General features: G+C 64.9%; 1 protein-coding gene. It reads right to left on the reverse strand.

Features of this window, described 5'->3' with window-relative positions; translation table 11 throughout:
• Positions 1–245 precede the first annotated feature (245 nt).
• Positions 246–13829, reverse strand: coding sequence for an amino acid adenylation domain-containing protein (locus J3P85_RS12320; protein ID WP_434706007.1), 13584 nt, complete (start codon positions 13827–13829; stop codon positions 246–248).

Raw genomic sequence — 13829 nt, forward strand, 5'->3', positions numbered from 1 at the left:
GGTCAACCACAGATCAAAACTGTGGGAGCGAGCTTGCTCGCGAAAGCGGTGGGTCAGCTTGCGACGATGCTGAATGTGCCGCCGCCTTCGCGAGCAAGCTCGCTCCCACAAGGGGGTTGTGGTGAATGCAAAACTCACCAACGCCCCAGATTCCCTGTGGGAGCGAGCCTGCTCGCGATGACGGTGGGTCGGCTTCCACATCCTGGGCTGCCCAGCGGATCGCTCGCGGGACAGCCCAAGGTGGTCTATGACGTGGTAATGGTTTTCAAAGCCTGGGAAATCGCCTCGCCCAACCGGGCCACATGGGGCGCCTTGACCAGTGTGTTGTGGTTGCCGGGCAGGGCCGTCACGCTCACCCGATCCTGCAACAACCCACGCCAGCCCAGGGTCGGGTCGCTGCGTTGCTGTTCACTCGCGGTGAACAACGACACCTTGAGTGGGCTGGGCGGGCTGACGTAGGCGCCGATGGCCAGGCGTGTGGCATAGGCGACGCCCAGGTGAGTGCGCAGCAGGGTGGCGTCGATGTCATCGGGCAACTCCTCCGGCAGCAGGCGATGGGTCATGCACAGCGCCAGCATCGCCTCGATGGCGGTGTGTTCCGCCAGCGCCGTCAATTGCTGGAGCAGATCAGGGTCGATGCCCTCGGGCAGCCAAGCCATCAGGAACTGCGCTTCGCTGATCGCTGGTTCGGGCACTGGATCCGGGCGGGCCGACGCATCGATGATGCCAAGGAATTCCACGCCCTCGCCACCGGCCTGGAGTTGACGCGCCATTTCGTAGGCGATCAGGCCCCCGGCCGACCAACCGGCGATCCGGTACGGACCTTGTGGCTGGACCTGACGGATGGCCGTCAGGTAACGCGTTGCAATGGCCGGTACATCGGACAGCGGTGCCTCTCCCGCCACCAACCCACTGGCGGCCAAGCCATAGACCGGTACCTGGGGATCGAGCACCGGCGCCAGGTCCCGCGCATATTGCACTTCACCGCCCAGCGGATGGACCAGATACAGCGGCCGTTGGGAACCGGTACGGCGGATCGGCACCAGATTGCGCTGGGCTCCGGGGCGGGCCTGGCCGTCGAGGGTCCGGGCGAAACCGGCAATGGTCGGCTCGACGAACAGGTCGCGCACGGCGATCGGTTTACCCAGGACTTTGCGCAGGCGAGAGGCCATTTGCACCGCCATCAGCGAAATGCCGCCGAGACTGAAAAAGTCATCGTGGCGGCTGATCCGCTCCTGTTTGAACAGGTCCCGCCAGAGGGCCGCGATGGCGATCTCGGTGTCGCCCTGGGGCGCTTCGTAGGGCAGCGGCGCAGGGCCGTCTTCAGCGGTGACGGGCTGGACGACGGCATTGGCCGAGCGCACCAGCGCCGGCGTGCTCTCCAACAACTGGCCGATGGATTGTTGTGCGTCGGTCACCAGGTTTTCCAAGACCTTGGCAAACAATCCGGCGATATTCTGCACGGTGGCAATGTCGAACAGATCGTTGGCGTATTGCAGGCTGCCACCGATGCGCTCGCCATTGTCGATCAGGGACAGTGACAGGTCGAACTGCGTGGTGTTGTGGGGGCTTGCCAGGGTTTGCACCGCAAGCCCAGGCAATTGCAACGGTGCCGGCGGCGTGTTGTCCAGGCTCAACATCACCTGGAACAGCGGGCTGTGGCTCATGCTGCGCGTCGGTTGCAGGGCGCTCACCACCTGTTCGAAAGGCAGGTCCTGGTGATTGTAGGCGGCCAGGGTCAGGTCCTTGATTCGCACCAGCAGTTCGTCGACGCGAGTGTCTTGCTCGGTGGCGACTCTCAGCGCCAGGGTGTTGGCGAAGAAACCGATCAACGTCTCCAGCTCCGGACGCTGACGGTTGGCCACCGGTGTGCCGACCACCACGTCGCGTTGGCCGCTCAGATGGCTCATCAACACCGACCAACCGGCCAGCAAGACCATGAACAGCGTGGTGCCCTGGGCTTGGCTGAACGCGCGCAGATCGGCACTGAGCGAGGGTGAGAATGCGCAACTGACGATACCGCCAGCATAACTTTGTATCGTTGGGCGCGATCGATCCAGCGGTAGGTTCAACAGCGCGGGGGCGCCTTCCAGGTGTTGCCGCCAGAAGTCGATTTGCGCCTGCAGCGCCGCGCCTTCAAGGGACTGTCGCTGCCAGGCGGCGTAGTCCACGTATTGCAGCGGCAGGGGCGGTAACGGATCCTTCAGGCCCTGGGTGAATGCGCTGTAGAGGACACTGACCTCACGGGCCAGCACGCTGTTGGACCAGCCATCGGAAACGATGTGGTGCAAGGTGATGAACAGCACATGTTCCTCATCCGCCAATTGCACCAGGCGGCCGCGCATCAGTGGCCCGAGGGTCAAGTCAAACAACTGCGTAGCGTTGATCCGGCCGAGGTGCTCCAGCGTGGCCTTCTGTTCATCGGGTGCAATCGCGCGCAGATCCTGCTGTTCCAACTGGAAGCCGTGGTCGGCGGGTGCGATTTTCTGCAACGGTTCGCCGTCCACCAGTTCGAACCGGGTACGCAGGGTTTCGTGACGCGCCACCAGGCGATCGAGGGTTGCTTGCAGCGCCGCTGTGTCCAACGCTCCATTCAAGCGCAAGGCCAGTGGCAGGTGATAAGCGGCCCCTGCCGCGTGATCCAGATGATCGAGGAACCACAACCGCTGCTGGGAGAAGGACAACGGGAGTCGGCCTGAGCGATTGGCCAACGGAATTGACGTCGCCTCGGTTGTCGATGCGCCCTGGACCAGGGCGGCGAGGCCTCGCACGGTCGGCGCGTCGAACAGTTCGCGCAGGGTAACCCGCGCGCCCAGCTTGCGGCGCAGCCGCGACAGCAATTGCACCGCCAGCAGCGAGTGGCCGCCGAGTTCGAGGAAGCCGTCATGGCGGCCGACCTGATCCAGGTGCAGCAAACCTTTCCAGATCTCGGCAATGGCGATTTCGGTGTCGCCCTGGGGCGCCTCGTAGGTTTTGCTGGCCAGCGAATCCTGGCCGGGGGCCGGCAGGGCGCGACGGTCGAGCTTGCCGTTGGCGGTCAGGGGCAGGGCATCGAGGTGGACGAAGGCGCTGGGCACCATGTATTCCGGCAGGCCGCTCAACAACGCGCTGCGCAGTTGCTCGGCCGGGACCGGTTCGCCGCAGACATAGGCGACCAGTCGCTTGCTGTCCGAATCGCCTTGGCTATCCTCCCGTGCGATGACCACGGCCTCGCGGATACCCGGGTAGGCCACCAGGGCGTTTTCAATCTCCCCCAACTCGATACGGAACCCACGGATCTTCACCTGGAAGTCATTGCGCCCCAGGTATTCCAGCGTGCCGTCGGCCAGCCAACGACCGAGGTCGCCGGTCTTGTACAACCGTGCGTTCGGCTCGGTGCTGAACGGGTCGGCAATAAAACGCTCGGCGCTCAGTTCCGCTCGGTTCAGGTAACCCCGGGCCACGCCGGCACCGCCGATGTGCAGTTCACCGGCCACGCCCAAGGGCGTCGGTTCGCCGCGGGCGTCGAGCACGTGCACCTGGACGTTGGCAATCGGCCGGCCAATGCTCGGACGTTCGCCGAGGTCGCGGATCAGGTCGATGGTGGCGTCCACCGTGCATTCGGTGGGGCCGTACATGTTGTAGAAACGGATGCTCGGACAGTCGCGCAGTTTCGTCCAGGTCGCGGCGTTGATGGCCTCGCCACCGAGCAGCACGCTCACCGGCTGGTAGCTGCTGCGTTCCAGCAGGCCGGCGGCGAGCAGGGTGTCGAGCTGCGATGGCGTGGAATCGAAGGCGTGCACCTGATGCTGTTCGAGGAAGTCCAGCAACTCGTGGCCGCTGGCGCGGATCAGTTGCGGGATGATCACCAGCCGGTGGCCAGAGAACAGTTGCGAGATGCCCTTGATCGACATGTCGAAGAAGAACCCGGCGTTCAGGGCCACGGTGGCCGGGCTCGGGCAATGCTGGTGAGTGGTGCGGGTCAGCACTTGCCAGAAGTTGAACACCGAACGGTGCTCGACCATCACACCCTTGGACTGGCCGGTGGAGCCGGAGGTGTAGATTACATAGGCCAGGTGATCGGCTGTCAGGCCCGCTATCTGCGGGTTGACGTCAAACCCAGCGTCATCCGCCGCGTGCAGCGACTCACGGATATCGAGCCACAGCAGGGGCAGATCGCCGGAGGGCAAGGACAAGGCCGACTGGGTCAACAGCGCCCGAGGCTGGCTGTCCTGCAGCATGAAGGCCATGCGCTCGGCGGGATGGGCTGGGTCGATGGGCACGTAGGCGGCACCGGCCTTGAGCACGCCGAGCAGGCCGACGATCATGTCCAGGCTGCGCTCGGCACAGACGGCCACGCGCTGGTCGGGTTCGATGCCGAGGGCGAGCAACTGGCGGGCCAGGTGGTTGGCGCGGCGATTGAGCTGGCGATAGGTCATTTGTTGCTGTTCGCAAACCAGGGCCACGGCGTCGGGGTTGGCCTGGACCTGGGTTTCGAACAGGTGGTGGATCGGTTGCGCGGTGCCGAAGTCGCTGGCGCTGCGGTTGAAGTCTTCCAGGAGCAGTTGCCGCTCGCTGGCGGGCACCACGTCCAGCTGGCTGGCGAGGCGGTCCGGGGCGTGTTCAAGGGCTTCGACCAAGGCGGTAACGGCCTGGGCGAGGTAGGCGGCGATGCGTTGCGGGTCGATGCCGGTGATGGATTGGGCGGTCAGGGAGAACCCGCTGCCCACATTCGCCACGGCAATCTCGATGGGGTAATTGGTGCGGGTTTCGGAGGCGATGAAGTGCATGCCTTCGTGGTCGCCCATGTCTTCGGCGATTTCCCCGGATGCGTTCACCAAGTCGCCATGGCGGCAGTTGAGAATCACCGTGAACAGCGGCAGCGAGGCATCCACCGCGCTGCAACGCTGGGCCAGGGCCAGGGACGCCTGTTCGTGGGTCAGCAGTTCACTGAGTTGCTGGTAGGCGTCGCGGACAATGTCGCTGACGGTGTTTTGCTGCAGGCGAATGCGCATCGGCAGGGTGTTGATGAACATCCCCAATGCGTGGTCGGCACCGGCGGTGCCTTGGGAGCGGCCCGACAGCACCGTGCCGAAAATCCCGTCGTCGCGTCCGCTGGTTGCCGCCACCACCAGGCCCCAGGCCGCATGGAACAGCACGGAAGTCGGGACCCCTTGAGCACGTGCCGTTCGATACACCTGGGCGCTGAGGTCGTCGCTCAAGTGCTTCACGGCACGCTTGATTCCCGCACCGTTGCCCCTGACATCCAGCACGCCGTAAGGCGCGGTGGTGGCGTCGACATCGGCCAGCAAGCGGCGGAAATAGGTTTCGTGATCGGCCTGGGAAACGCTGGCGGCCTGGGCGATGAAGTTACGGTAAGGCTGGGAGGGCGGCAGGCTGTTGGCCTGGCCGGCCAGGATCGCCTGAATTTCCAGCATGATCAGGCGCAAGGTGACGTTATCGCTGACCAGGTGATGGTCGAGCAACGCCAGCAGCCATTGTGCCTGGGGCTCGTCGTAGATGATGTACGCCGCGATCAGCGGAGCCCGTTGCAAGTCGAGTCGCAGGTGATGGGTGTCGGTATGGTCCCGGAGGGTCTGCATGGCGTCTTCGCCGGGGAAGACGTCCAGGGTCACGACCGGCAGTTGCGCCTGGCGATGCACGACTTGCACCGGTTGCGGCAGGCCGTGCCAGCGCAGGGCGGTGCGCAGGATGTCATGACGGTCAATGACCACTTGCACGGCGGCGAGGAAGTCGTCGAGCACCTGGCGATGGCTGAACGTCACCACGGTGCGCATCAGGTAGGCGTCGCCTTCGGACTGCAACAAGTGGTGGAACAGGATGCCTTCCTGCAACGATGACAGCGGGTAGATGTCTTGCACATTGCCGGCGCCACCGGGGACGTCGGCAACGATCTGCTCGATTTCCCCCTGGCTGAGGGTCACCAGCGGCAGCATCTGCGGCTCGATGGTCGTGCAGTCGGCGGGGATCAGGTTCGCCGGGATCACGTGTTGGGTGTTGCTGCCACCGGCGAGGACGGCGGCCATGGCCTTGAGTGTCGGCGCGGAGAAGACCGTGCGCACATCCAGTTGCAGGCCGGCCTGCCGCAAGCGCTCGATCAGGCTGATGACCAGGAACGAGTGACCGCCGAGTTCGAAAAAGTGATCCTGACGACCCACTCGCTCAACCCCGAGCAACGTCTGCCAGGCGTTGGCCAGCGTCGTCTCGATATCCCCCAGTGGGGCTTCATAGTGCTGGCTCGCGGCGGCAGACAAGTCCGGTACCGGCAGGGCGGCGCGGTCGAGCTTGCCGTTGGTGGTCAGGGGCCAGGCGGCCAGGGCCACGAAAGCACTGGGCACCATATGCTCGGCCAGCACGCTTGCCAGTTGGCTGCGCAAGGCCGAAGACTCAAGGACCGCCCCTTCATGAGCGATCAGGTACGCCACCAGGCGTTTGTCGCCGGGCTGGTCTTCGCGCACGATCACCAACGCTTCGCGAACTTCGGCACAGTTGAGCAATTGCGCTTCGATTTCCCCCAGCTCGATGCGGAAGCCGCGGATCTTGATCTGCGAATCGTTGCGCCCGACGTACACCACGCCGCCATCGGCGCGGTAGCGAGCGATGTCGCCGGTGCGGTACAACCTTGCGCCGGGCTCAACGGCGTAGGGATCGCTGATGAACCGCTCGGCATTGAGCGCCTCGCGGTTCAGGTAATGCCGGGCCACGCCCGCGCCGCCGATGTAGATTTCGCCATTAACGCCCACCGGCACCGGTTGCTGGTACTCGTCGAGAATGCGCAGGCACAGGTCGGGCAGTGGCGGGCCGATCAGGCTGGGCGCGCCGGTGTCGATTTCCAGCTGGCTGATCGGGTAGTAAGTGGCGTGCACGGTGATTTCGGTGATGCCGTACATGTTCACCAGACGGGTGCGTGACAGCGCCGTGTGTGCGGTCCAGGGGCGCAGACTGCGGAAGTCCAGGGCCTCGCCGCCGAAGATCACTTCGCGCAGGGCGTGTTCCTGGTCGCTGCGCCCGCGGGCTTCAATGAACTGGCGGAAGGCGCTCGGCGTCTGGTTCAGGATCGTGACGTGCTGCTGGCAGACCAGCGCATAGAAGTCATCGGGCGAACGGGCGACGTCGCTCGGGACGATCACCAGCTTGCCGCCGTAGCTCAGGGCGCCCCAGATTTCCCAGACCGAGAAGTCAAAGGCAAACGAGTGGAACAGCGTCCATACGTCGTTGTGGTCGAAGTCGAACAAGCCGGCGGTGGCGTCGAACAGCCGGGCGACATTGCCGTGTTCCACCAGCACGCCCTTGGGCAGCCCGGTGGACCCCGAGGTGTAGATGACGTAGGCCAGGTGCCGGGGCGTCAGGCCCAGGGCGCCGGCTTCGAGGTTGTAGTCCAGGGACTCGTCCGCCAGGTCGTCTTCGGCGACGTAATCCTTGAGGTTGACCACCGGCACGGCGTGTTCGGGCAACACGTCGAGGCAGTCAGGCTGGGCCAGCAAGGCGACCGGGGTGCTGTCGGCCAGCAGGTAGCCGAGGCGTTCGCTGGGGTAGGCTGGATCCAGCGGCACGTAGGCGGCACCGGCCTTGAGCACGGCGAGCACCGCGCAGACCATTTCCACTCCGCGCCGAGCCAGGATCGCCACGCGGTCATCGGGACGCACGCCTTGGGCGAGCAGTTCACGGGCGATGCGGTTGGCGCGGCGATTGAGCGCCCGGTAACTCAGTTCGCGTTCGCCCAGGACCAGGGCGGTGGCTTGGGGCTGTGCGGCGGCGACCTGTTCGAAGCGCTGATGGATCAGCAGTTGCGTGGCGAAGGTGGCGGTGGGCGGCAGGGTCGCCGGGGAGGCCTGGCGCTGGGCCGGGCTGAGCAACGGCAAGGCGAGCACCGGTTGAGTGGCATCCTCGACCATGGCTTCCAGCAAAGTCTGGAAGTGTTGGGCAAAGCGTTCCACGGTGCCATGGTCGAACAGGTCGCTGGCGTACTCGATGACGCCGGCCAGCGCGCCACCGTCATTGCCCAGCGTCAGCATCAGGTCGAACTGCGAGGTTTCATGCGCCTGGGCCACCGGGACCAGGGTCAGGCCGGGCAGGCTCAGCTCAACGCCGCCAGGGGTATTGTTCAGCGATAGAGCGACCTGGCACAGCGGGTTGTGGCTCAGGGAGCGCGGTGGCTGCAAGGCTTCGATGACTTGTTCGAAAGGAATGTCCTGATGCTCGTGGGCCGCCAGGGTGGTTTGCTTGATCTGCTCCAGCAGTTGCGCCACGTTCGGGTTTTGCCCAAGGTCTACCCGCAAGGCCAGGGTGTTGACGAAGAAACCGATCAGGTTTTCGGTTTCGGTGCGGCCACGGTTGGCCGTCGGTACGCCGATCACTACGTCTGATTCGTTACCCAGGCGTGCCATGAGGACCGACCAGGCCCCGAGTAACGCCATGAACAGGGTGACGTTGTGGGCCTGGCAAAAGTGTTCCAGGCGTTCACGCAGCGCCGGGGCGATATTCACCTTGACGTCGCCACCCCGGTAGCTTTGTACCGCGGGACGCGGGCGATCGTAGGGCAAGGGCAGCAGCGATGGTGCCCCGCCAAGGTGCTCACGCCAGAAGTCGGCCTGCTGGCCCAGGCGCTCGTCGTGTAGGATCTGGCGCTGCCAGGCGGCGTAGTCGGCATATTGAATCGATAGCGCGGGCAGCGGATCGTCCTGGTGTTGACTGAAGGCCTGGTAAAGCGCAGCGAACTCCTTGACCAAGACCCCCACCGACCAACCGTCGGAGATGATGTGGTGCTGGGTGATGAGCAGCATGTGTTCGTCTTCGGCCAGGCGCAGCAGGCGCCCGCGAATCAACGGTCCCTGGCGTAGATCGAACGGTGCCGCGGCCTCGCTGTTGCCGATGCGTGATGCGCTGAGACTGGCCTGCTCGTAAGGCAGGCTACGCAAATCCTGCTCGGCCAACGCAAAGCCGCAGTCCGCGGGGGCAATGACTTGCACCGGTTGTTCGCCATGCCGTTCGAAGGTTGTACGCAGGCTTTCGTGACGTGCCACCAAACGGTCGAGGACTGCCTTGAGCACGTCACGGTCAAGATTGCCGCGCAGCAGCAAGGACGCGGGCATGTGGTAAGCGGTGCTGGCGCTGGCATCGAGTTGATCGAGGAACCACAGGCGTTGCTGGGAAAAGGACAGCGCCAGCGGCGCGTTGCGGTCGGCGACGCCAATGGTCTCGGTGCTGACGGCTTGCACGTCGCCGACGACCCGGGCCAGTTCCTCCACGGTGGGATGGCTGAACAGTTCGCGCAGCATCAGTTCCCCGCCCAACTGCTGTCGCACCCGGGAAACCAGTTGCGCGGCCAGCAGCGAGTGCCCGCCCAACTCAAAGAAACTGTCACTGCGGCCCACGCGTTCCAGGCCCAGCAGCTCCTGGAAAATCTGCGCCAGGGCCATTTCGGTGGCACCTTCGGGCGCGGCATAACCGCGCTCGGACATGGCATCCAAGTCCGGTGCCGGCAGCGCGTCCTGATCCAGCTTGCCGTTAGCGGTGAGCGGGTAGGCGGGCAGGCTGACAAAGGCACTAGGGATCATGTAATCGGGCAGGGTCGCCCCCAACTGCTTGCGCAATGCCGCCACTTGCAGCACCGCGCCCGCCCGAGGGATCAGGTAGGCGATCAGGCGCTTGCCCTGGCTCGCGTCCTCGCGGGCCAATACCCGCGCTTCACGCACATCGTCGCAGGCCAGCAGCTTGGCTTCGATCTCCCCCAGTTCGATGCGGAAACCGCGAATCTTCACCTGGGCGTCGATTCGGCCCAGGTGAACGATTTCGCCATTGTCCAGCAGCTTGCCCAGGTCCCCGGAGCGATACAGCCGCTCGCCAGGCCGGAACGGGTCGGCAATGAAACGCTCGGCGCTCAAGGCCGGACGGTTCAGGTAACCACGACCGACCCCCAGCCCGCCGACGCAAATTTCACCGGCCACACCCACCGGCAGCAGCTGTTGACGGGCATCGAGCACGTAGGCCACGGTGGTCGGGATCGGCCGCCCGACATTCGAGATGCCGGCGGTGATGTCCGCCGCGCCAATGGCCTTGTAGGTCACGTGCACGCAGGTTTCGGTGATGCCGTACATGTTCACCAGCGCCACATGCCCGAAGGCGTGGTGGAAGGCGTCGAGCTTGCCCAGTTCCAGGCTCTCGCCACCGAAGATCACGTAGCGCAAGCGTTCCAGGCGCACCTGTGGCGTCACCAGGGCGGCGGCGCTCAGTTGCAGGAACGCCGACGGCGTCTGGTTCAGCACCGTCACTTGCTCGCTTTCAAGGAAACCCAGCAGCTCCACTGGATCGCGGCGCAGGGCCTCGGGCACCAGGCTCAGGCGCGCGCCGTAGAGCAGGGCACCGAAGATTTCCCAGACCGAGAAATCGAAGGCGTTGGAGTGGAACAACGACCAGACATCGTCGGCGCTGAACTGGAAGTCCAGCCGATTGTTGTGCAGCAGGCGCACGACGTTGCGGTGTTCGAGCAACGCGCCCTTGGGTTCTCCGGTGGAGCCCGAGGTGTAGATCACGTAGCAGAGGTGGTCCGCCGCGCTGAGGTTGGGCAGGTTGGCGGCGCTGACGCCGCTGTCCGTGGCCGTATCGAAGACTTCAATGCCAAGGGCCTGCAACGCCGGGCACATGTCCTGGTGGGCGATGGCCTTGCGTGCGCCGCTGTCGCGCAGCACGTAGGCGATGCGCTCCTGGGGCGAACTCGGGTCGATAGGCACGTAGGCACCACCGGCCTTGAGCACCGCCAGGGTGGCGACGATCATCTGCACCGAGCGCTCCAGGGCGATGGCCACCAACTCCTGGGGCTGCACGCCGGCCGCACGCAGGCGACGGGCGAGGCGGTTGGCCTGTTCGTTGAGCTGTCGATAGCTCAGCCGCTCCTGGCCCAGGTTGACGGCGATGCGGTCCGGGTATTGGCGCGCCTGTTCCTCGAAAATCTGATGCAAGGCCAGGGTATCGGGCCAGGCTGCTTCACTGTCGTTGAAGTCGAGGATCTGCCGTTGCCGTTCGGCGGCATCCAGCAGCGGGACGTCGTCGACACGCTGCTGTGAATCCTCGACGAAGGCTTCCAACAGGCGCACGTAATGGCGCATCAGTTGTTGGATGAACGCCGCGTCGAAGAACTCCGCGTTGTACACCAGATGCCCGGCCCAGCGTGACTCATCGGCCGTGATCAGCAGGTGCAGGTCGTTCTTGCCGTAACCCAGGTTGGTTTCCAGGGTACTGACCGCCAGGCCCGCCACCAGCGTGTTCTGGTCGCTGGTGCGCTGGAAATTGAAGAGCACATCGAACAGCGCCGTGCGACTCATGTCCTTGGCCGGATTTAGGGCCAGCACCAGTTGGTCAAACTGCATGTGCCGGTGGCGCAGGCCCTGGGTCAGGTGGTTGGCGGTCTGTTCCCAGAGCTGTTGCAAGGTGGTGTTGCTGTCGCACTGGCCGCGCATGACCAGCAGGTTGTCCAGCGGCCCGACGACATCCCGCAGGGCCGGTTCACGGCAGGCGGCCGTGGTGCCGATCACCAGTTCATCGTGGCCGGCGTAGCGGCGCAACAAGGCGGTGAATGCGCTCAGGGCCAGGCTGTCGCTGCTCACGCCGACTTCCCGGGCCAGGGCTTCAAGGCGTCGTACCAGCGCCGGTTCGAGGGTGAAACCGTGGGTGGCTTCGGCAAACACATGCACCGCCGCCCGTGGTCGATTCAGTGGCAGCTCCAGGGCTTGCAGCTTGCCGCGCAATTGATAGGCCCAGTAGGCCCGCAGGTTTTCCAGCACGGCTGCCGGCAGGTTGCGTTGCCAGGCGGCAAAGTCGCCATAGCTCAACGACAATGCCGGCAATTGGGCGCTGCGTTCGGCGCAGGCGGCTTCATAGAGGGCCAGCAGGTCGCGCTTGAGCAGTTGCATGGCGCTGCGGTCGGCCAGCAGATGGTGCACGGCGATGGCCAGGATCGCGTGCCGATCGCTGGCTTGTACCAGGCTGGCACGCACCAGGCTGCCGCCGTCCATGTTCAACGGGCGACGGGTCGCGGCCAGGGCTTGGTCCGCCAGGTCGTGGGGGTTGCCCTGGATCCGTTCGAGCGCCAGGGTGGCCGGGCCATCGAATTGCTGCCAGGCCCTGCTACCGTCGTTCGACACCCGGCAGCGCAGGATGTCGTGGCGGGCCAGCAAGCCGTCGAGGGCGGTTTGCAGGGCGGTTTGATTGATCTCGCCTGTCAGTTCCAGCAGCAACGCAATGTTGTGGTAGACCGGGTTGGCTTCGTACAGGTAGCCGGTTTCGAAGGTGTCGACGAACCAGAGTCGTTCCTGATGGTAAGACAGCGAGAGCGGCCCCGGCGCAGGCGTCAATGCGCTGACCTCTGGCAAGGCCAGGGGCGGGTCCAGTTCCAGCGCGCCGATGCGCGTATGCGCCGCTTCGGTGAAACAGCGCAGCAGGCGCTCGAAGCGCGCCGCGAGGCGTTCGATGGTGGTGGCGTCGAACAGCGCGGTGGAATACGACAGGCTGCAGGACAGGCATGGGCCGCCTTCGTCGATGTGCAAGGACAGATCGTGCTGGGCACTGCCCTTGCGCGAAGGCAGGAACTCCAAGTCCAGGCCCGGCAGTTGCAACTGGCCGCCGCCGTCCCCGGCATTGGTATAGAGAATGGTCTGGAACACCGGGCTGAAGCTGGCGCTACGCGGTGGCTTGAGGGCTTCGACGACTTGTTCGAACGGCGTGTCCTGTCGGGTCGATGACTCCAGCATCAGGTGCTTGACCTGCTGCAGTACCTCCTCGAGGCTCGGATTGGCGTCCAGGCGGATGCGCAGGGCCAAGGTATTGACGAAAAAGCCGATCAGCGACTGCACATCCAAGCGATCACGGTTGGCGGCGACGGTACCGATCACCAGGTCCTGCTGGCCGCTGATCCGCGCCAGCAATACCGCCCAAGCGGCCATCAACGTCATGAACGGGGTGGCGGCGTGGGACTGGGCGAACTGGACGATGGCGCTGGACAGCGGCGCGGGCAACTCGAACTTCAGGGTTTCGCCGCGGTAGCTCTGCACCGCCGGCCGTGGCCGATCAGTGGGGAGCGAGAGCAGGGCGGGGGCGCCGGCCAGGTGGCTGCGCCAGAACTCCACTTGCTGATCCAGGCGTTCGCCATTGAGGTGCTGGCGTTGCCAGGCTGCATAGTCGGCATATTGCAGGGTCAGCGGCGGCAGCGGGTCGGGCTGCCCGGCGCTGAACGCCTGATACAACGTGGCGAATTCCTTGACGAGTATGCCGATGGACCAACCGTCAGAGATGATGTGATGCTGGGTGATCAGCAGAATGTGCTCATCATCGGCCAGGCGTAACAGGTTGCCGCGAATCAGCGGGCCCAGCAGCAGGTCGAACGGCTGCGCGGCTTCGTCCTCGGTCAGGCGTGCCGCCTGCTGTTCGGCCTGGTCCCGGGGCAGGTTTCGCAGGTCGTGCTCCACCAGACGGAAGCCGCAATTCGCCGGGGCGATGACTTGCACCGGGTGTTCGCCTTCGCGGCGGAAGGTGGTGCGCAAGCTTTCATGCCGTGCCACCAGGCGGTCCAGGGCTGCCTGGAGAGCGGCCTGGTCAAGGGTGCCATGCAGCAACAACGAGGCAGGTATGTGATAGGCAACGCTGGCGGTCGGGTCCAACTGGTCGAGGAACCAAAGTCGCTGCTGGGCGAACGACAGCGCCAGCGGAGCGTCGCGATCGACGCGGGCCATGTCGTCGGCAACGGTTTCGATGACCCGTGTCGCGCCGCGTTGCTTGAGCAGTCGCAGCAGTGCGGCACGTTTCAACTGGTCGAGACTATCGTTATGTTCGTTCAA

The sequence above is a fragment of the Pseudomonas sp. Z1-12 genome (genome assembly GCF_051132015.1).
Taxonomy (GTDB): Bacteria; Pseudomonadota; Gammaproteobacteria; order Pseudomonadales; family Pseudomonadaceae; genus Aquipseudomonas; species Aquipseudomonas zanjanensis.